This window comes from Pseudomonas maumuensis (assembly GCF_019139675.1).
GTDB lineage: Bacteria > Pseudomonadota > Gammaproteobacteria > Pseudomonadales > Pseudomonadaceae > Aquipseudomonas > Aquipseudomonas maumuensis.
In genome coordinates this window covers 5,527,526-5,547,398 of the sequence record NZ_CP077077.1, presented here as the reverse complement: position 1 = coordinate 5,547,398, position 19,873 = coordinate 5,527,526, and the positions used below count along the sequence as shown (strand labels likewise).

Here is a 19,873-nt window from a genome sequence, read left to right as displayed (position 1 = left end):
AAACAATCGCCAAGGTAATGTCACATTGATATTTGGCCAGCCAACCCCTTTCTTTTGTATTAATCGCACTGCCTATTTGGAAGCTTCCTACATACAGATCAGGGTTCGCCATTTTCCAAGGCAGGCACGGCTTCGGCTGTGATTTGGAACAACAGCTCTCTCGGGAACCAGTAAAAATGCGTGCGTCACTGTTCACCGCTCTTCCTTTCGCTCTCGCCGCCTCTTTCGTTCAAGCACAAACCTTGCCCGAAGCCATGCAGAAGGCCCTCGAGGTACACCCTGAAATCCAGGCCGGCGTGAACGCACGCACGGCCGCGGATTATCAATTGCGTGCAGCCCAGGGCGGCTATTTGCCGCGGGTCGATGTGACGGCCGGCTATGGCCGCGAGGGCACCGACAGCCCAAGCACCCGCAACCGCTGGGAGACGCTCAACCGTGGCGAATCGGCGATCCGCCTGCGGCAGATGGTCTTTGACGGTTTTGCCACCTCCAGCGAGGTCGGGCGCCAACAAGCCACCGTCAACGCTCGCGCCTACTCCCTGCTGGGCACCTCCGAGCGCACCGCGCTGACCGTCGCCCAGGTCTACCTGGACGTGCTGTCGCGCCGTGAGATGGTGCGCCTGGCCGAAGAAAACCTGCGCAACCATGATCGTATCCTCGACCAGATCAAACTGCGTACCAGCCGTGGCGTCGGCCGTATGGCCGACCTCGACCAGGCCGAAGCGCGCCAGGCCCAGGCCCGCAACAACCTGATCACCGAGCAGACCAACCTTGCCGATGCCAATACCAACTACCTGAGCGTCGTCGGGCAAATGCCCGACGAGTTAAGCACGCCGGCGCCATTTGTCGACCTGCTGCCGGCGACCCTCGACGAAGCTCGCCACCAGTTGGTCGAAGAGAGCCCGATCCTGCGCTCGGCCGAGTCGGATATCGCGGCCGCAGAGAAGCAATACGAAGCGGCAAAGTCTACTTTCTATCCACGTTTCGATGCCGAACTCGGACGAACGGCCGACAACAACCTCGATGGCGCGGTCGGCCACAACAACGAGTGGCAGGCCATGCTGCGCATGAACTTCAACCTGTACGCCGGCGGCAGCAACAAGGCGGACCTGGAATCGAAGTCGTACCTGGCCAACCAGGCGCTGGACATTCGCAACAACGCCTTGCGCCAGCTCAATGAGGAGTTAGGCTTGGCATGGAATGCTCTGGAGAACGCCAACGCCCAGGTGCCGATCGCCCAGCAGTACGTCGATCACAGCAACCGGGTGCGCAGCGCCTACCAGCAGCAGTTCGGCCTGGGCGAGCGAACCCTGCTCGACCTGCTCGACAGCGAGAATGAAACCTTCACCGCCCAGCGTCGTCTGGTGGAGGTGAAGAACATACAAATGTTTACTCAGTACCGAATCAAGGCGACCATTGGCCAGCTGCTCAAGAGCCAGGGTGTCGTAGCCCCGATGGCTACCGTTGTGCAGAACGACCTGAAGCCCAAGGTGAATCTGCCGGGCATGAACTGAGGGAAGTCTTGAGTATTTCCGGCTCCTTCCGGCGGTGGCTGCAGGCCGTTGGTTGGAGCGGGTTCAGCTGTTGGAATGGTCGATCTTGATGGTCGGATCGGCACCGCTGATCAGTGACTGGATCGTGCTGTTCGACCAGTTGACACCCTCGAGTTTGATGCTGACATCGGCATTTGCCAAGCCGCCGGCAGCGTTCAGTTTACCGTCGCTGCTCGCCTGTAGCGTGGTCTCGCCGTCGATGGTGGTGATTCTGAGGAAGTTGTCGATGGCAATGTCCTTCTCACTCTGTAGCAGGTCGCGCAGATCGAGTCGGTCACCTTCCCGGACGTTGAAGTCCCTGATCACATCCTTGCCTTCGTCGCCGACCCTCCACACGAAGGTATCGGCCCCCTTGCCTCCGATCATCACGTCGTCACCTTTGCCACCCTCTATGTGATCGTCGCCACCCTGGCCGAAGATAATGTCCTGGCCAGCACCGCCCTGCAGGGTGTCGGCTCCATCATTGCTGCTCGAAACGTTAAACTCGGCGCTGTGCTCGGTAATGAAATTGTGCATGGTTTCGATAGTTACAGTATTTACTGGCATGCTCAACTTGTCGGCGACGTAAGCTTGAATCGCATGGACACCAGCGCTGGTGATGTCGTCGAAGGTGATCAGATCGCCGAAAAGAATGTCATTGCCGCCACCACCATAGACGGTATCGTTACCCGGTCGGACGTACTCGGTATTTCCGAAGATAGCCCCGGCCAGCTTACTGGGGTCGATATTGGCCTGCGGCTCGCCGTCGGAATCAAAAGGGTTCAGTTCCATAAGCTTGATACTGTCATTCATGCCGATGGCTTCGACATTGGACAGGTCTGCCAGCAGTTTGAAGCTGGAAAGTGCGTTGATGTGGGAGTTAGGGCCTTGCTTTGGATTTTCATGTACGACAGTAGAAAGCTCGAAAGCGCCATTGCCATTTGCGTGTAGCTTTCCAAGTAACTCATGCTTCCATGTTTTATCGCTGAAATAACTCAGCCTCAGGCTGCCATCGTTATCGATGCTTACAGTGGTAGTGCCCCTGTCTAGGGGGGCGTTGTATGTCATGCCCTGCTGATAGTCTATAGTGCTCAAGAAAATGTCCAGGGTAATGCCTGAGTCACCCAGTGTCGGATTGATGCGCTCTTCTTGGTAATGGGTTGGCACGCCATCGGTGATGAAGAACGTTTGATTACTAGCGGATTTGCCAGCGCTCTGGAGATTGTTGAACCAGTTGGCAGTTATCTTGAACGCATCTTCATAATTTGTGCCCCCATTTAGACCCTCTCCCACTTTGAGGGTGTTCAAGCCGCCGAGCAATTGCTGTAGACCTGCTTCGTTCAGGGGTACCGAAACGATGCTGTTGACCTGGGAGGAGAAATCCACCAGTAGGATGTTTACGCTGCCAGAGTGTGCGCCTTGGGCACTGGCGGCCAATACCTTGAATACTGACTCGAGGGACTTTTTCGCCGCACCTACGCCTTCCTCTTTCATACTGGCAGAGGTGTCGACGATGAACGCAAGGTTGTAGTTCTGCCCGGGCAGGACACGCCAGCCCGCGATGTCTGCCACAACGATATTGTGATCAGCGATACCGGTGTAGCTGTCATCTCCCTCGTTCAGGTTGATGGCGACATAGGCCTGCGGCTGATGAGTAGAGGATGGCGTCGCGGTAGATGCATGGATCGTGTTGAGCACCTGAGTGCCTATGGTATATGCATTGCCAGGCGACTCGTGGAGATCGTTACCGCTCGATTGCATGCCTGCCTCGGTTGGGAAGCCGATGCTTGGGGCAACCATCCCCGCCGTTTCTTGTAGCATCACGCAGCTGTGGCCACCGTCATCAGGGGTGTTTGGGGCGACGATTGTGTTTTCGAACTCGATAGTCGCCTCTGTGCCTGCCGTGATGGTCTGCTGCAGCGCTTCAATCGACAATGCGGCCTTACTGAGGTTGCTGCTGTCTGGGGGGGTACCGGTCCACCGGGTCTCGCGACTCAGTTCGAGGATGCGGCCATCGACCAGTTCAAGGGTCACCGAGCCACCGATGCCGGTGTCCAGTTGCTCTCCGGCAAGCAAGCGGTCACCCTCGATCAATACACGCTGAATACCCTCTGGGGACACGGCGATAACCTGGCCAACAAGGCTTTTGACGATGGCGACAACAGTGCTCATTTAATTCTCCAAACTTTCATGCAGTGGTCTGCCATAATGGCGGCCATGTAGGTGTGAAACTTGGACTTGGCGTACTCAAGTGTTTGGCGCAAGCTTCAGGCACTGCCTGTTCGACGAGCAGACAGCATGGGAAGTAGGCTTGGAATGCTCATTTATGGCCTGTGGTTTTGAGCACGACTGCGACCGCTTCTCGCCTGTTTTTGCCTTGCCTGATTGCCGCTCAACTATTACTCGTACAAACCTTAGGTCTGACTATGCCCATAGGGAATGCCTGGGTCGTTGACATGTTTCGGATAATGCTAAGCAATAATTTGTGCTCTTCATATTGGTAATCGTGTGCCTGAAGAGCATTCCTACATACCGTACATGATTGAGAAAATATTCTTACGACTACAAGTGAGTTTTCATCTTAAAAGATTAGGGGTAGTTAGATTTTATAGCTGTGCCAGTATTTTTTCGGGAATCAGTTGAATGCGTGTGTCCTTGTTCGCCGCCCTGCCTTTCACTTTCATCACTACTGTTGCTCAAGCCCAGACGTTGCCCGAAGCCATGCAGAAGGCCCTCGAGGTACACCCTGAAATCCAGGCCGGCGTGAACGCACGCACGGCCGCGGACTATCAATTGCGTGCAGCCCAGGGCGGCTATTTGCCGCGGGTCGATGTGACGGCCGGTTATGGCCGCGAGGGCACCGACAGCCCAAGCACCCGCAACCGCTGGGAGACGCTCAACCGTGGCGAATCGGCGATCCGCCTGCGGCAGATGGTCTTTGACGGTTTTGCCACCTCCAGCGAGGTCGGGCGCCAACAAGCCACCGTCAACGCTCGCGCCTACTCCCTGCTGGGCACCTCCGAGCGCACCGCGCTGACCGTCGCCCAGGTCTACCTGGACGTGCTGTCGCGCCGTGAGATGGTGCGCCTGGCCGAAGAAAACCTGCGCAACCATGATCGTATCCTCGACCAGATCAAACTGCGTACCAGCCGTGGCGTCGGCCGTATGGCCGACCTCGACCAGGCCGAAGCGCGCCAGGCCCAGGCCCGCAACAACCTGATCACCGAGCAGACCAACCTTGCCGATGCCAATACCAACTACCTGAGCGTCGTCGGGCAAATGCCCGACGAGTTAAGCACGCCGGCGCCATTTGTCGACCTGCTGCCGGCGACCCTCGACGAAGCTCGCCACCAGTTGGTCGAAGAGAGCCCGATCCTGCGCTCGGCCGAGTCGGATATCGCGGCCGCAGAGAAGCAATACGAAGCGGCAAAGTCTACTTTCTATCCACGTTTCGATGCCGAACTCGGACGAACGGCCGACAACAACCTCGATGGCGCGGTCGGCCACAACAACGAGTGGCAGGCCATGCTGCGCATGAACTTCAACCTGTACGCCGGCGGCAGCAACAAGGCGGACCTGGAATCGAAGTCGTACCTGGCCAACCAGGCGCTGGACATTCGCAACAACGCCTTGCGCCAGCTCAATGAGGAGTTAGGCTTGGCATGGAATGCTCTGGAGAACGCCAACGCCCAGGTGCCGATCGCCCAGCAGTACGTCGATCACAGCAACCGGGTGCGCAGCGCCTACCAGCAGCAGTTCGGCCTGGGCGAACGAACCCTGCTCGACCTGCTCGATAGCGAGAATGAAACCTTCACCGCCCAGCGTCGTCTGGTAGAGGTGAAGAACACACAAATGTTTACTCAGTACCGAATCAAGGCGACCATTGGCCAGCTGCTCAAGAGCCAGGGTGTCGTAGCCCCGATGGCTACCGTTGTGCAGAACGACCTGAAACCCAAGGTGAACCTGCCAGGCATGAACTGAAAGGCGCCTTGAACCCACCCCCGCAAGGATGAAGAGAGCGCCGCGTGGAATCCGAAGTCAGTCGAGTCCAACTCAGCCACGATCCACGCAGTCAGCATGACGACCCGCTGCTGGACAGTCTGTTGACCCTGTGTGTCCTGCATCAGAAACCCGCCAGTCGGGCCATGCTGACCACCGGGCTGCCCTTGCCCTCGCAACGCCTGACCGCTGAGCTGCTGCCGCGTGCAGCGGCCCGGGCCGGGCTGCAGGGGCGCCTGTTGCAGCGCAAACTGGAGCAGATACCCAGCATCGCCATGCCGGCGATGCTGCTGCTCAAGGAAGGCCGCTGCGCGGTGCTGCTGGGCTGGGAAAACGAGGACACCGCGCGGCTGCTGCTCAGCGAGAGCGACGGCGGCGAGGTGCATGTCACCCGTGAGGCGTTGCTGGGCGACTACAGCGGCAAGGTGTTCTTCGCCCAGCCGCAGCACAAGTTCGACGTCAACCACGGCAACCTGATTCCCCGCGCGCGCTCCTGGTTCCGCGACACGCTGCTGCGCAGCAAATGGCTGTACATCGATGCCATCGCCGCCAGCCTGGTGATCAACCTGATCGCCCTGGCTGCGCCGTTGTTCGTGATGAACGTGTACGACCGCGTGGTGCCCAACCAGGCCACCTCGACCCTGTGGGTGCTGGCGGTTGGTATCGCCGGCGCCTACGTCTTCGACCTGATTCTCAAGGGGCTGCGCAGCCTCTGCCTGGACCTGGCCGGCAAGAAGACCGACCTGATCATTTCGGCAACGCTGTTCGAGCGCATCGTCGGCATGGCCATGAAGTACCGCCCGGCCCGGGTCGGCAGCTTCGCCCAGAACATCCACGAGTTCCAGGGCCTGCGCGACTTCCTCGCCTCGCTGACACTGACCAGCCTGATCGACCTGCCATTTACCCTGTTGATCCTGATGGTCATCGCCATCATCGGCGGACACCTGGTGTGGATTCCGATCCTGGCGTTCCCCTTGGCCCTGGGCATCGGCTATGCGTTGCAGAAGCCGCTGATGGCGACCATGGAGCGCACCATGGCCCTAGCCTCCGAGCGCCAGTCGAGCCTGATCGAGACCCTGGCCGGATTGGACGGGATCAAGGTCAACAACGCCGAGAGCGAGCGCCAGTACATGTGGGAGCAGACGCTCGGCACCCTCAGCCGCCTCGAGCTGCGGGTGAAGGTGCTGTCGGGCCTGGCCATGAACATCACCGCGCTGATCCAGCAATTGGCCGGCGTGGCGATGATCTGCGTGGGCGTCTACCTGATCATCGACGGTAACCTCAGCATGGGTGGCCTGGTGGCCTGCTACATGCTCAGCGGCCGCGCCCTTGGCCCGTTGGGCTCGCTGAACGGCCTGCTGGCCCGCTACCAGCAAGCCAAGGTGACCATGGTCGCCACCGACCAGATGATGGAACTGCCCCAGGAGCGCAACTTCGAGGAGCGCCCGCTGAGCCGCCAGGTGCTGCAGGGCGCCATCGAGTTCCGCGGCGTCGAGTTCACCTACCCGAATCAGCAGAACCAGGCACTCAAGGGCATCAACCTGAACATCCGCCCGGGCGAAAAGGTCGGCATCATCGGTCGCAGCGGCTCGGGCAAGAGCTCGCTGGCCAAGCTGATCGTCGGCCTGTACGAACCGGACAACGGTTCGCTGCTGGTCGATGGCGTGGACATTCGCCAGATCGATGTCAGCGAACTGCGCCACAACATCGGCTACGTGCCCCAGGATATCCAGCTGCTGGCCGGCACCCTGCGCGACAATCTGGTCAGCGGCGCCCGCTACATCGAGGACGAGTTGATCCTGCAAGCCGCGGAGCTGGCCGGCGTACATGAGTTCGCTCGCCTGCACCCCGATGGTTACGAGCTGCAGGTCGGCGAGCGCGGCCAGAACCTCTCCGGTGGCCAGCGACAGAACGTCGCCCTGGGTCGGGCGCTGTTGCTCAACCCGCAGATCCTGTTGCTCGACGAACCCACCAGCGCCATGGACAACACCGGCGAGGAGCGCCTCAAACAGCGCCTGGCCGCGGTCATCGAGAACAAGACCGTGCTGCTGGTCACCCACCGGGCGTCGCTGTTGTCGCTGGTGGACCGGTTGATCGTCATCGATCGTGGACAGATCGTCGCGGATGGCCCGAAAGCCGCCGTCATGGATGCGCTGAAGAAGGGGCAGATCAGTGTTGCATAAGCTGGATATGGGGCGTTTCAGGGACAACCTGCGCCGTTACTTCAAGGGCTCCGAGTCGTTGGCCGGCCAGCCGCTGCCCGAGGTCAACAAGGCGCTGATCGAGGATGCGCCGCGCGTGGTGCGCCTGACCATCTGGGGCGTTATCGCGTTCTTCCTGTTCCTCATCGTCTGGGCCAGCGTCGCGCCCATCGACGAGGTGACGCGCGGGGAGGGCAAGGCCATCCCGTCGTCCAAGGTGCAGAAGATCCAGAACCTCGAAGGCGGCATCGTTGCCGAGATCTTCGCCAAGGAGGGGGAGATCGTCGAAGTCGGCCAGCCGCTGCTGCGCCTGGACGAGACCCGCTTCGCCTCCAACGTCGACGAGACCGAGGCCTCGCGCCTGGCCATGGCCTTGCGCGTGCAGCGCCTGAACGCCGAGGTCGAGGACAAGCCGCTGCAGATCGACGAAGAGCTGCGTAAGGCCGCCCCAAGCCAGGCCGCCAACGAACAGTCGCTGTACCAGAGCCGTCGTCAGCAGTTGCAGGACGAGATTGGCGGCCTGCAACAGCAACTGGTGCAGAAACAGCAGGAGCTGCGCGAGTTCAACTCCAAGCGCGCCCAGTACGCCAACAGCTTGCAGCTGCTGCGCCAGGAAATCTCGATGTCCGAGCCACTGGTGGCCCAGGGCGCGATCTCCCAGGTCGAGGTGCTGCGCTTGCGCCGTGCCGAGGTCGAGAACCGTGGCCAGATGGACTCCACCGCCCTGGCCATTCCGCGGGCCGAGGCGGCGATCAAGGAGGTCGAGAGCAAGATCGAGGAGACCCGCGGCAAGTTCCGCAGCGAGGCGCTGACCCAGCTCAACGAGGCGCGCACCGAGCTGAACAAGGCCACCGCCACCAGCAAGGCGCTGGATGACCGGGTGCATCGCACTATGGTCACCTCGCCGGTGCGCGGTATCGTCAAGCAGTTGCTGGTCAATACCATCGGCGGCGTGATCCAGCCGGGTAGCGACATCATCGAGATCGTGCCGCTGGACGACACCCTGGTGGTCGAGGCGAAGATCCTGCCCAAGGACATCGCCTTCCTGCACCCAGGCCAGGAAGCCACGGTCAAGTTCACCGCCTATGACTACACCATCTATGGCGGGATGAAAGCCAAGCTGGAGCAGATCGGTGCCGACACCATCACCGACGAAGACAAGAAGACCACCTATTACCTGATCAAGCTGCGCACCGAGAAGAGCCACCTGGGCAGCGACGAGAAGCCGCTGCTGATCATCCCGGGGATGGTGGCCACCGTGGATATCATGACCGGCAAGAAGACCATCATGAGCTACCTGCTCAAGCCGATCATCAAGGCCCGTTCGGAAGCCTTGCGCGAGCGTTGATCGCTCGTGGGAGCGGGGCAAGCCCGCTCCCACGCTTTCACTTTTGCCACTGGCGCAGGGCCGGAACATATTCATATGAATATGCAATAAAGGTATTTAAATTACTTTTCTTATGACTTTATAGTCACCCCACTGCGTACCCGCCGACCAATCGGCGCGCCGCACGACTCGAACCCACACGGGTAATCCCCGTGCGTTTCCGATCGTTGCGCGCCCTGACGTCGCGCATTGCGTGGGAGTGAACAATGCCAGCCGCCTCGAACGCCTTGTCGACCATCGACAGCGCCCAACCGCAAACCTTCGACATCCGCCCGTTTCCCGGCGCCGTCGGTGCCGAGATCATCGGCCTCGACCTTGCCAGTCCGGTCAATGCCGAGGATTTCACCCGCATTCACCGCGCCCACCTGGACCACCATGTCCTGGTGTTTCGCGACCAGCGCATCACCCCCGAACAACAGATCGCCTTCAGCCGCCGTTTCGGCGAGCTGCAGATCCATGTGCTCAAGCAGTTCCTGCTCGCCGGCCATCCCGAGATCCTGATCGTATCCAACATCGTCGAGAACGGTCGCAACGTCGGCTTAGGTGACGCTGGCAAATTCTGGCACTCGGACCTGTCGTACAAGGAGCTGCCGAGCCTGGGCTCGATGCTGCACGCCCAGGAGCTGCCCAGCGAGGGCGGCGACACTTTGTTCGCCGACATGCACAAGGCCTGGGACGCGGTGCCCGCGGCCCTGCGTCGCATCGTCGAGGGCCGCAGTGCAGCCCATTCCTATACCGCCCGCTACGCCGAGACCAAGTTCGAAGGCAACTGGCGCCCGACGCTGACCGCCGAGCAACTGGCCCAGGTCCAGGAGGTCATCCACCCGGTGGTACGTACTCATCCGGAGAACGGCCGAAAGGCGCTGTTCGTCAGCGAAGGCTTCACCACCCGCATCGTCGGCCTGCCGGATGACGAAAGCCGCGACGTGCTGCAACAGCTGTACGCCCTGAGCGTGCTGGAGCAGAACATCTACCGCCATCAATGGCAGCCCCACGACCTGGTGTTCTGGGACAACCGCTCGCTGATCCACCTGGCCGCCGGTTGCCCCGCGCACCTGCGCCGCAAGCTGTACCGCACCACCATCCAGGGCGATGCCCCGTTCTGACGACTGAGGAAATACACCATGCGCAAATCCATCAGCCGCCTGGCGGCAAGTATCGGCCTGGGCGTTAGCTTGGGCTTAGGCAGCCTGGCGGCGCCCACCGTGGCCCACGCCGAAGGACAGATCCGCATCGCCGAGCAGTTCGGCATCGTCTACTTGCTGCTCAATGTGGTTCGTGACCAGCAACTGATCGAGAAGCACGGCAAGGAGCAGGGTATCGACATCAAGGTCGACTGGGCCCAGCTCTCCGGTGGCGCGGCGATCAACGACGCGTTGCTGTCCGGCTCGGTGGACATCGCCGGCGCTGGCGTCGGGCCGCTGCTCACAGTGTGGGATCGCACCAAGGGTCGCCAGAACGTCAAGGCCGTCGCCTCACTGGGCAACTTCCCCTACTACCTGGTCAGCAGCAATCCCAATGTGAAGACCATCGCCGATATCTCCGACAAGGACCGTATCGCCGTCCCGGCGGTGAGCGTTTCAGTACAGTCGCGCTTCCTGCAGTACGCTGCCGCACGGCAGTGGGGCGACAAGGAGTACAACCGCCTCGACAAGTACACCCTGGCCGTGCCGCACCCGGACGCCACAGCGGCCTTGCTGGCCGGTGGCACCGAGCTCAACGGGCACTTCTCCAACCCGCCGTTCCAGGACCAGGTACTGGCCAACAAGAACGTGCACGTGGTGCTCAACAGCTACGACCTGCTCGGCCCCAACTCACCGACCCTGCTGTTCGCCACCGAGCAGTTCCGCAAGGACAACCCCAAGACCTACAAGGCGTTCGTCGATGCGTTGGCCGAAGCCGCCGACTTCGCCCAGAAAGACAAGGCCGCCGCCGCCGACACCTACATCCGCGTAACCAAGGCCAAGATCGACCGCGAGGCACTGATCAAGCTGATCGACAATCCGCAGTACGAATTCACCGTCACGCCGAAGAACACCTACAAACTGGCCGAGTTCCTCTACCGGGTCGGCGCGATCAAGCACAAGCCCGAATCGTGGAAGGACTACTTCTTCCAGGATGAACGCCCGCTGCAAGGGAGCTGAGCGCCAATGACCGCCCCATTGCCAGGCCACACGGTCAGCACACTGAGCCGTGTCGCCACGCCACCGCTGCTGGCGGTGGACAATTTGAGCCTTGAATACCGCACCGCCCAACGCGTGGTGCGGGCCACCCACCAGGTCAGCTTTGAGGTGGATCGCGCCGACCGCTTCGTCCTGCTCGGCCCGTCCGGCTGCGGCAAGTCCACCTTGCTCAAGGCCGTGGCTGGCTTCATCGAACCCCGGGAAGGGCGGATCCTGCTCCAGGGCCAGCCGGTGCGCGGCCCCGGCCCCGACCGCATCGTGGTGTTCCAGGAGTTCGACCAGCTGCCGCCGTGGAAGACGGTGAAGCAGAACGTGATGTTCCCGCTGCTGGTGTCTGGCCAGCTCAAGCGCGCCGAGGCCGAAGAGCGGGCGCTGCATTACCTGGAGAAGGTCGGCCTGGCCGCCTTCGCCGACGCATACCCACATACCTTGTCCGGCGGCATGAAAGCCCGTGTTGCGATCGCCCGGGCACTGGCCACGCAACCGAAGATCCTGCTGATGGACGAGCCGTTCGCCGCGCTCGATGCACTTACTCGGCGAAAGATGCAGGAAGAGCTGCTGCTGTTGTGGGAAGAGGTGCGCTTCACCCTGTTGTTCGTCACCCACTCCATCGAGGAGGCGCTGGTGGTGGGCAATCGCATCCTGCTGCTGTCGCCGCATCCCGGGCGGGTGCGGGCCGAGGTGCATAGCCATCAGTACGACCTCGGGAGCCTCGGCGCCAGTGATTTCCAGGCCAGCGCCCGGCGCATCCACCGGTTGCTGTTCGACCAGGCCGACGCGCCGGAAAGCACGGGTGATCTGGGCTTCAACGATATCCGTATTGCCTACTGAACAGGAGCCAGGACATGACCACGACACCTGTACGCCAGGAATACGAAGTGCCGCTGCAACCCCTCCCGGGTGTGCCGCTGGAGCGTGAGCTGCCGCTGGTGCAACGCTTGTGGCAACAGGGTTGGCTGCGTAAGGCCGCGATCCTGATGCTGCTCGCGGCGGCTTGGGAGGCGGTGGCTCGCTATACCGGCAACGACCTGTTGCTGCCGGGCTTCCTGCAGACCTCCAGCGCATTGTGGGACGGGTTGCTCAGCGGCGAGCTGCCAGCCAAGGTCGGCGTTTCGCTGCTGGTGCTGCTCAAGGGCTATGTGCTGGGCATCGTCCTGGCATTCGGCCTGACCAGCCTGGCCGTCTCGACGCAACTGGGGCGCGACCTGCTGGGCACGCTGACCTCGATGTTCAACCCGCTGCCGGCCATCGCCCTGCTGCCGCTGGCCTTGCTCTGGTTCGGCCTGGGCGACAACAGCTTGATCTTCGTGCTGGTGCATTCGGTGCTGTGGGCCTTGGCGCTGAACACCTATGCAGGCTTTCTCGGCGTGTCCGAGACCCTGCGCATGGCCGGGCGCAACTACGGGCTGCGTGGCCTGCGCCTGGTGCTGCACATCCTGGTCCCAGCGGCGTTGCCGTCGATCCTGTCGGGGCTGAAGATTGGCTGGGCCTTCGCCTGGCGCACCCTGATCGCCGCCGAGCTGGTGTTCGGCGCCAGCAGTGGCAAAGGCGGGCTTGGCTGGTACATCTTCCAGAACCGCAACGAGTTGTACACCGACAAGGTGTTCGCCGGGCTGGCAGTGGTGATCCTGATCGGCCTGTTGGTGGAGGGGCTGGTGTTCAACACCCTCGAACGGCTGACCGTGCGGCGCTGGGGGATGCAGCGCTAGTGTGTTGCCTGTAGCGGCCTCTCGCCGGCAAGCCGGCTCCCACAGGTAGGGCGCAAGACTTGAGGACCGCACGGTCGGTGTGGGAGCCGGCTTGCCGGCGAGAGGCCAGATCAGCCAGCTGCGAAATCGGGGTCTAGTCCCGATACTTGGCCGCCGCACTGGCCAATGTCCGCGCAATCTCCTCGCGCAATGCCTGCGGCGCTTCCACCACCAGCCCATCCCCCTGGCTCAGCAACCACCAGCGCAAGGGCCAGCCATCCGCCACGGTTGCCCGCAATCGGTGCCCCTGATCCAGCGCGGTCAACTGCATGTCGGCGGTTAGCGGCGTCTCGCGCAGACGGCGGGCCAGCAAGTCGCTGATCCACGCCTGCAGTTCGATGCCTTCCCCGTGTCCAGGCTGCAACGTATCGCCGCGCAGATACCCCTGCAGGTCGAAGTTTCCACGCAACTCGCCACCGGCGTTGGCCGACCAGTGCCAGCCGAACGGAATGCTCTTGTCGTTGCGCTCCAGTGGAAAGATCAGCGACAGCTCGTTGAGGTCGCGCTCGACCGTGCGTTTGCTGATGTTGAAGCCCACGTCACGCAGGCGCCACACCAGTTCGGCACTGGTGATCCCGGGAGAGCGGCTGGGCAGCTGGCGCAGCAATGCCCACTGGCGGCTGAGAGTGGCGCGGGTGGTGGCGAACGGCAAAAGGAAACGTCCTTGTCTAGGCTTGCCGACATAGGATGGCGGCACGGGCAGGGCATGGCAATTGGCCACAGCCTGCTCAGATCAAGGAAGATGCAATTGGTTGCCTGGGATCAATTCGTTCGCGACAGGTTTTGTCGTGGCATCGCGCAGAATCACGCCTCATCACAGTGGAGGTTGGAGCTGTGGGTCGTTCAATGAGGATGAACATGTCTGCCGCCAGCAATATCCATTCGCTGCTTGCCCGGCTTCTACCCGAGCGGATCGTCCCGGCGCCGGCCCGCCCCGGACAGCGCCACCGGCTCTTCGCCGGGGTTGGCATGCCCGCCCAGCAGGCCTTGAGCGGCGAGCGTTTCGGCCTGGTCGACCGCCTGGACGAGGCGGTCGACCTGCAGGCCATCTACCACGACCTGTGTCGCCAGGCCCTGCTGGGCAACGTCGCGGCGCTCAACGACCTAGGCTGGATCTGGCTCAATGGCAAGTACTGGCGGGGTGACACGGTGCTGGCTGGACACCTGTTGCGCATGGCGGCGTTGCAGGGCAACGCTGCCGCCTGGTTCAACCTCGGGCAGCAGCACTACTTCGGCAAAGGTGTGGATGTTTCCTATGTCAATGCGGCGGAATACTACCGCCATGCCTTCGAGCGGGGCATGGTGCATGCCGCCGCAGCGCTGGGCGATCTGTATGAGGAAGAGGTGTGCGAGGGTGACCAGGTGTGGCAGGTCGATCCGCTCGAGGCCTACCAATGGTTCTTGCGCGGCGCCGAGCGTGGCGAGAAGCGCTGCCGCTTCGAGGTGGGATACCGTCTGCTGCATGGCCTGTACGTGGAGGCTGACACCAAGGCCGGGCTGTACTGGCTGGAGTTGGCGGCGGCGACCGGGGTGATGCAGGCCGCCGAGGAGCTGGCGGTGCATTTCAGCAGCCGTGACGCGGCGCGCTACATGGGCTGGCGCGACCAGGCGATCCAGCTGGGCAGCACGCTGGCGCTGACCATGAAGCTGGAAGACCAGATCCAGCCTTGAGACAGCGCGACTGCAGCGATCATGAACAACCTTTCATCTTTTCCCTCCGTCACCTGCGGTTGACGACAGGGGGAGGGCAGGGCGTATATTGATAGTTAGCAAACTATGAATATCCTCGGTTCTCACATGTCCCTCGACGCACTGCACCTGAAAATCAGCAGCGGCATGGTCGTGGCTGCCCGTCACTGGCGCCGCCTGTGCCAGGGCGCCCTGACCGGCTACGGTATTTCCGAGGCCTGCGCGGTCCCCTTGCTGATGATCGTGCGCCTGGGCGATGGCGTGCATCAGGTGGCGGTGGCCCAGGCGGCCGGCCTGGAAAGTCCGTCGCTGGTGCGTCTGCTCGACCAGTTGTGCAAGGCTGGCTTGGTGTGCCGCAGCGAGGATCCTTTGGACCGTCGCGCCAAGGCGCTGAGCCTGACCGTCGAAGGCCGCGCCCTGGCCGAATCCATCGAGGGCGAGCTGGTGCGCCTGCGTCGTGAGGTGCTTGGGGGCATCGACCAGGCCGACCTGGAGGCCACCTTGCGGGTCATCCACGCCTTCGAACAGGCAGGCATGCAGCCATGAATGGCTTCTTCAGCTCGGTGCCGCCGGCCCGCGACTGGTTCTACGGCGTGCGCACCTTCGCGGCGTCGATGATCGCCCTGTACATCGCCCTGCTGATGCAATTGCCACGCCCTTACTGGGCCATGGCCACGGTCTATATCGTCTCCAGCCCATTCCTCGGCCCGACCACCTCCAAGGCGCTGTACCGCGCCCTGGGCACCTTGCTGGGTGCTGGCGGGGCGATCCTGTTGGTGCCGCCGCTGGTGCAATCCCCGCTGCTGCTGAGCATCGCCATCGCCCTGTGGACCGGCACGTTGCTGTTCCTCTCGCTGAACCTGCGCACGGCCAACAACTACGTGCTGATGCTGGCCGGCTACACCCTGCCGATGATCGCCTTGGCGGTGGTCGACAACCCGCTGGCAGTGTTCGACGTGGCCTCGTCCCGGGCCCAGGAGATTTGCCTTGGGATCGTCTGCGCGGCAGTGGTTGGCGCGGTGTTCTGGCCGCGCCGGCTGGCGCCCGTGGTGGTCGGCGCCACTGGCAGCTGGTTCGGCGAGGCGATCCGCTACTGCGATACCTATCTGGGCCGCGAAGCCGGCGCCGACAAGGTCGGCGGCATGCGTGGCGCGATGGTCGCCACCTTCAACTCGCTGGAGTTGATGATCGGGCAGCTCGGCCACGAAGGCGCCGGCCCGCACACCTTGAAAAATGCCCGTGAGCTGCGTGGCCGGATGATCCACCTGTTGCCGGTGATCGATGCCCTGGACGACGCCCTGATCGCCCTCGAGGGCCGCGCCCCTGCCCAGTTCGCTCAGTTGAAGCCGGTGCTCGACGCTGCCCGTGAATGGCTCAAGGGCACTGCCGACAGCGCCTCGGTGGCGCGCTGGACCGCCCTGCACGAGCAGATCGATCGCCTACAGCCCGGCGCTGCCGCCATCGACCAGCGCGCCGAGCTGCTGTTGTCCAACGCCCTCTATCGCCTGACCGAATGGGCCGACCTGTGGCAGGACTGCTGCACCCTGCAGCACGCCCTGCGCAAGGACGACGCCACGCCCTGGCGCGCGGTCTACCGCCACTGGCGCCTGGGCCGGCTGACGCCGTTCTTCGACCGCGGCCTGATGCTCTACTCGGTGTTTTCCACCGTCACCGCCATCGTCGTCGCCTGCGGCCTGTGGATCGGCCTGGGCTGGAACGACGGCGCCAGCGCGGTGATCCTCGCCGCCGTGTCGTGCAGTTTCTTCGCCGCCATGGACGACCCGGCGCCGCAGATCTACCGGTTCTTCTTCTGGACCCTGATGTCGGTGATCTTCTCCAGCCTGTACCTGTTCCTGGTGCTGCCCAACCTGCACGACTTCGCCATGCTGGTGCTGGCGTTCGCAGTGCCGTTCATCTGCGTCGGCACCCTGACCGTGCAGCCGCGTTTCTACCTCGGCACCTTGCTGACCATCGTCAACACCTCGACCTTCATCAGCATCCAGGGCGCCTACGACGCCGACTTCTTCACCTTCCTCAATTCCAACCTGGCCGGCCCCGTGGGGCTGCTGTTCGCCTTCATCTGGACCCTGGTGGTACGCCCGTTCGGCGTGGAGCTGGCGGCCAAGCGCATGACCCGCTTCGCCTGGCGCGACATCGTCGAGATGACCGTGCCGGCCACCCTGGCCGAGCACCGCCAGGTTGGCGTGCAGATGCTCGACCGCCTGATGCAGCACCTGCCTCGCCTGTCGCAGACCGGCCAGGACAGCGGCGTGGCCCTGCGCGACCTGCGCGTGGGCCTGAACCTGCTCGACCTACTGGCGTACATGCCGCGCGCCGGCGCCCAGGCTCGCGAGCGCTTGCAGACGGTGATCGAGGAAGTCGGCGCGCACTACGCCGCCTGCCTGCGCGCCGGCGAGCGCCTGCATGCCCCGGCGGCACTGCTGCGCAACATGGAGCGCGCGCGCCTGGCGCTGAACCTCGATGAGCTTTACGAGCGCGGCGATGCCCGCACCCACCTGCTGCACGCCCTGGCCGGTTTGCGTCTGGCGCTGCTGCCAGGTGTCGAGGTGATGCTCGAGCCCGCCGAACAAACGCAACTGCCCCCGGGCCTCGACGGAGCACCCCTGTGATTGGTGAACTGGATATCAGCGGGGTGTTCCTGCCCACGCTGCTGGTGATGATGTTTGGCACCTACCTGTTGTACCTGGGGGTACACGCAGTGCTGGTGCGCCTGCATTTCTACCGCCTGGTCTGGCACCGGGCGCTATTCAACGTTGCCCTGTATGCCGTGCTGCTTGGCGCGGTGGACCACTTTTGCCGAAGCCTGATGCTGCCATGAAAAAACCTTTGCTGACCCTGGGCCGCGTGGTCCTGACCTTGCTGGTAGTGACCTTCGCCGCCGTGCTCGTGTGGCAGATGGTGGTGTACTACATGTTCGCCCCCTGGACCCGCGACGGTCATATCCGCGCTGACGTGATCCAGATCGCCCCGGATGTCTCCGGGCTGATCCAGCAGGTCGAGGTGCGCGACAACCAGACCATCAAACGCGGTGACGTGCTGTTCACCATCGACCAGGACCGTTTCACCCTGGCCCTGCGCCAGGCCAAGGCAACCCTGGCCGAACGCCAGGAAACCCTGGCCCAGGCCTCCCGCGAGGCCCAGCGCAACCGCAAGCTGGGCAACCTGGTGGCGGCCGAGCAGTTGGAAGAGAGCCAGTCCCGCGAGGCCCGCGCCCGTTCGGCGGTGAGCGAGGCCCAGGTGCAGGTGGATGTCGCCCAGCTCAATCTCGACCGTTCGGTGGTGCGCAGCCCGGTGGATGGCTACCTCAACGACCGCGCCCCGCGTGCCCACGAGTTCGTCAGCGCCGGTCGCCCGGTGTTGTCGGTGGTCGACAGCGCCTCGTACCACGTCGATGGCTACTTCGAGGAAACCAAGCTGGGCGGTATCCATATCGGCGACGCCGTGGATATCCGTGTGATGGGCGACCCCACCCGCCTGCGCGGCCGAGTGCAGAGCCTGTCCGCCGGTATCGAGGACCGCGACCGCAGCAGCGGCGCCAACCTGCTGCCCAACGTCAACCCGGCGTTCAGTTGGGTGCGCCTGGCCCAGCGGATCCCGGTACGCATCACCTTCGACGAGGTGCCGGCGGACTTTCGCATGATCGCCGGGCGCACCGCCACGGTGTCGATCGTCGAGGGCCAGCGCCCATGAAACAGCTGATCCTGGCGGGGCTGTGCCTGTCCCTCGGCGCCTGCATGATGGTCGGCCCGGACTACGAGCTGCCCAAGGAGGCCGCAGTGCAGCGCGGCGACCTCAACGGCCCGCTGCGCCAGGACGCCGACAGCGTGGTCTCGGCGCCGGTGCCCGAGGACTGGTGGCAGCTGTATCAGGATCAACGGCTCAACCAGCTGGTGCGCGAGGCGCTCGGCGCCAACACCGAGCTGCGCGTGGCTGCCGCCAACATCGCCAAGGCCCGCGCCCAGGTGGAGGTGGCCGAGTCGCAGGGTGGCTTCAATGGTGGCGTCAAGCTGGGTGCGCAGCGCCTGCAGGAGTCCGGCGAAGCGTTCCTGCTGCCGGAGAAAGTGCCGGTGGCCAACATTGGCGAGGCGATCATCAGCGCCAGCTACCAGTTCGACCTGTGGGGCACCTTCAAGCGCGGCACCGAGGCCGCCAAGGCCAATGCCGATGCCGTGCAGGCCGCCGCCGACACCGCGCGTATCACCCTGGTGGCCGATGTGGTCAAGGCCTATACCCAGGTGTGCTCGGCCAACGAGGAGTACCACATCGCCCGCGAGTCGCTGGACCTGCAGCAGCAGAGCGTGCAACTGACCCAGCGTCTGCGCGACGCCGGGCGTGGCGACGAGAGCCAGGTCACTCGTTCGCAGACCCAGTTCAAGTCCTTGCGCGCCGAGCTGCCGCGCTTCAAGGCCGAGCGCGAGGCGGGCCTCTACACGCTGGCCGCGTTGCTGGCCAAGCCTGTCGAGCAATTGCCTGCCGGCACCGCCGATTGCGCCGAGCTGCCACAGCTGTCGCAACTGGTTCCGGTCGGCGATGGCGCCGCTCTGCTCAAGCGCCGCCCCGATGTGCGCCAGGCCGAGCGCCAGTTGGCCGCAGCCACCGCCACCATCGGTGTGGCTACCGGCGCGCTGTACCCGGATATCAGCATCGGCGCCCAGGTAGGCACCATCGGCATCCTCGACAATCTCGGCGAGCCGGCCACCAACCGCTGGGGCTTCGGCCCGCAGATCAGCTGGAACATCCCCACCAACGGCACCCGCGCGCGCATCCGCATGGCCGAGGCCTCGACCCAGGCGGCGCTGGCACATTTCGATGGGGTGGTACTGAATGCCATTCGCGAAACCCAGACCCGCCTGGCGCAATACAGCGCACTGCTGGATCGACGCGACGCGCTGGCCGAGGCGGAGCGCTCCGCCAAGGAGTCGGCGGACCAGACCCACATGCGCTATCAGGTAGGGCGTGAGTCGTTCCTGGCGGACCTGCAGGCGACGCGGACCTACACCGACGTACGGGCACAGCTGGCGGCGGCCAACAGTCAGGTGGCGATGGGGCAGATAGGCGTGTTCCTGGCCTTGGGTGGCGGCTGGAAGAATAGCGCCAGGCCCTGAAATCCCTG

At 63.3% G+C, this 19,873-nt stretch carries 16 protein-coding genes; 14 read left to right on the top strand and 2 right to left on the bottom strand.

All coding sequences use genetic code 11. The annotated features are described in order from the left end of the window. Positions 1-176: 176 nt before the first annotated feature. Positions 177-1,514: a TolC family outer membrane protein gene (locus KSS90_RS24655; RefSeq protein WP_038707140.1), complete on the top strand. Its 1,338-nt coding sequence runs from the start codon at positions 177-179 to the stop codon at positions 1,512-1,514. Between the two features lie 63 nt (positions 1,515-1,577). Here KSS90_RS24655 and KSS90_RS24650 read toward each other — a convergent pair whose 3' ends face one another. Then, positions 1,578-3,704 carry a retention module-containing protein gene (locus tag KSS90_RS24650; RefSeq protein ID WP_217867638.1) on the bottom strand — a complete coding sequence of 709 codons (2,127 nt, stop codon included), beginning with the start codon at positions 3,702-3,704 and terminating at the stop codon, positions 1,578-1,580. A gap of 471 nt (positions 3,705-4,175) precedes the next feature. Between KSS90_RS24650 and KSS90_RS24645 the strand changes: the two genes are divergently transcribed. From KSS90_RS24645 to KSS90_RS24615, 7 genes are all read left to right on the top strand, one after another. Beyond that, entirely contained in the window at positions 4,176-5,513 is a 1,338-nt protein-coding gene (locus KSS90_RS24645) for a TolC family outer membrane protein (RefSeq protein WP_217867637.1), read from the top strand. Positions 5,514-5,557: 44 nt separating this feature from the next. Next, positions 5,558-7,714, top strand: coding sequence for a type I secretion system permease/ATPase (locus KSS90_RS24640; protein ID WP_217867636.1), 2,157 nt, complete (start codon positions 5,558-5,560; stop codon positions 7,712-7,714). 7 nt (positions 7,715-7,721) lie between these two features. Then, positions 7,722-9,080, top strand: coding sequence for an HlyD family type I secretion periplasmic adaptor subunit (locus tag KSS90_RS24635; protein WP_217869855.1), 1,359 nt, complete (start codon positions 7,722-7,724; stop codon positions 9,078-9,080). 245 nt (positions 9,081-9,325) lie between these two features. Beyond that, the gene (locus KSS90_RS24630; RefSeq protein WP_217867635.1) at positions 9,326-10,225 is read left to right on the top strand and encodes a TauD/TfdA dioxygenase family protein; all 900 of its coding nucleotides are present in this window, start codon (positions 9,326-9,328) and stop codon (positions 10,223-10,225) included. A gap of 18 nt (positions 10,226-10,243) precedes the next feature. Next, complete coding sequence (locus KSS90_RS24625; protein ID WP_217867634.1) at positions 10,244-11,263, top strand: ABC transporter substrate-binding protein; 1,020 nt, start codon at positions 10,244-10,246, stop codon at positions 11,261-11,263. Between the two features lie 6 nt (positions 11,264-11,269). Continuing rightward, positions 11,270-12,133 (top strand): ABC transporter ATP-binding protein, encoded by an 864-nt coding sequence (locus tag KSS90_RS24620; RefSeq protein WP_217867633.1) that lies wholly within the window; start codon positions 11,270-11,272, stop codon positions 12,131-12,133. 14 nt (positions 12,134-12,147) lie between these two features. Then, a complete protein-coding gene (locus KSS90_RS24615) occupies positions 12,148-13,011 on the top strand; it encodes an ABC transporter permease (protein WP_217867632.1) in 864 nt (287 codons plus the stop codon). A gap of 133 nt (positions 13,012-13,144) precedes the next feature. Here KSS90_RS24615 and KSS90_RS24610 read toward each other — a convergent pair whose 3' ends face one another. Then, on the bottom strand, positions 13,145-13,702 hold the full coding sequence (locus KSS90_RS24610; RefSeq protein WP_217867631.1) for a WYL domain-containing protein: 558 nt from the start codon (positions 13,700-13,702) through the stop codon (positions 13,145-13,147). A 206-nt stretch (positions 13,703-13,908) separates the two neighbouring features. On the opposite strand from KSS90_RS24610, the gene KSS90_RS24605 reads away from it, so the two are divergent. The 6 genes from KSS90_RS24605 (at position 13,909) to KSS90_RS24580 (ending at position 19,865) form a co-directional block, all read left to right on the top strand. Then, positions 13,909-14,721 (top strand): tetratricopeptide repeat protein, encoded by an 813-nt coding sequence (locus KSS90_RS24605; protein WP_217867630.1) that lies wholly within the window; start codon positions 13,909-13,911, stop codon positions 14,719-14,721. 126 nt (positions 14,722-14,847) lie between these two features. Beyond that, positions 14,848-15,285: a MarR family winged helix-turn-helix transcriptional regulator gene (locus tag KSS90_RS24600; protein WP_110700120.1), complete on the top strand. Its 438-nt coding sequence runs from the start codon at positions 14,848-14,850 to the stop codon at positions 15,283-15,285. Then, on the top strand, positions 15,282-17,369 hold the full coding sequence (locus KSS90_RS24595; RefSeq protein ID WP_217867629.1) for an FUSC family protein: 2,088 nt from the start codon (positions 15,282-15,284) through the stop codon (positions 17,367-17,369). Before KSS90_RS24600 ends, KSS90_RS24595 begins: the two co-directional genes overlap by 4 nt. Further along, the gene (locus KSS90_RS24590) at positions 17,366-17,578 is read left to right on the top strand and encodes a DUF1656 domain-containing protein (protein ID WP_011531590.1); all 213 of its coding nucleotides are present in this window, start codon (positions 17,366-17,368) and stop codon (positions 17,576-17,578) included. Before KSS90_RS24595 ends, KSS90_RS24590 begins: the two co-directional genes overlap by 4 nt. Further along, positions 17,575-18,450, top strand: a complete 876-nt coding sequence (locus tag KSS90_RS24585; RefSeq protein WP_094011623.1) for an efflux RND transporter periplasmic adaptor subunit — start codon at positions 17,575-17,577, stop codon at positions 18,448-18,450. The genes KSS90_RS24590 and KSS90_RS24585 overlap by 4 nt, the downstream gene beginning before the upstream one ends. Next, positions 18,447-19,865 carry an efflux transporter outer membrane subunit gene (locus KSS90_RS24580; RefSeq protein ID WP_217867628.1) on the top strand — a complete coding sequence of 473 codons (1,419 nt, stop codon included), beginning with the start codon at positions 18,447-18,449 and terminating at the stop codon, positions 19,863-19,865. The genes KSS90_RS24585 and KSS90_RS24580 overlap by 4 nt, the downstream gene beginning before the upstream one ends. Positions 19,866-19,873 lie beyond the last annotated feature (8 nt).

Bases quoted from the DNA above. Each gene is read 5' to 3' on its own strand.
- KSS90_RS24655 (WP_038707140.1), top strand. From the start codon at position 177: ATGCGTGCGTCACTGTTCACCGCTCTTCCTTTCGCTCTCGCCGCCTCT.
- KSS90_RS24650 (WP_217867638.1), bottom strand. From the start codon at position 3,704: ATGAGCACTGTTGTCGCCATCGTCAAAAGCCTTGTTGGCCAGGTTATC.
- KSS90_RS24645 (WP_217867637.1), top strand. From the start codon at position 4,176: ATGCGTGTGTCCTTGTTCGCCGCCCTGCCTTTCACTTTCATCACTACT.
- KSS90_RS24635 (WP_217869855.1), top strand. From the start codon at position 7,722: ATGGGGCGTTTCAGGGACAACCTGCGCCGTTACTTCAAGGGCTCCGAG.
- KSS90_RS24630 (WP_217867635.1), top strand. From the start codon at position 9,326: ATGCCAGCCGCCTCGAACGCCTTGTCGACCATCGACAGCGCCCAACCG.
- KSS90_RS24625 (WP_217867634.1), top strand. From the start codon at position 10,244: ATGCGCAAATCCATCAGCCGCCTGGCGGCAAGTATCGGCCTGGGCGTT.
- KSS90_RS24620 (WP_217867633.1), top strand. From the start codon at position 11,270: ATGACCGCCCCATTGCCAGGCCACACGGTCAGCACACTGAGCCGTGTC.
- KSS90_RS24615 (WP_217867632.1), top strand. From the start codon at position 12,148: ATGACCACGACACCTGTACGCCAGGAATACGAAGTGCCGCTGCAACCC.
- KSS90_RS24605 (WP_217867630.1), top strand. From the start codon at position 13,909: ATGTCTGCCGCCAGCAATATCCATTCGCTGCTTGCCCGGCTTCTACCC.
- KSS90_RS24600 (WP_110700120.1), top strand. From the start codon at position 14,848: ATGTCCCTCGACGCACTGCACCTGAAAATCAGCAGCGGCATGGTCGTG.
- KSS90_RS24595 (WP_217867629.1), top strand. From the start codon at position 15,282: ATGAATGGCTTCTTCAGCTCGGTGCCGCCGGCCCGCGACTGGTTCTAC.
- KSS90_RS24585 (WP_094011623.1), top strand. From the start codon at position 17,575: ATGAAAAAACCTTTGCTGACCCTGGGCCGCGTGGTCCTGACCTTGCTG.
- KSS90_RS24580 (WP_217867628.1), top strand. From the start codon at position 18,447: ATGAAACAGCTGATCCTGGCGGGGCTGTGCCTGTCCCTCGGCGCCTGC.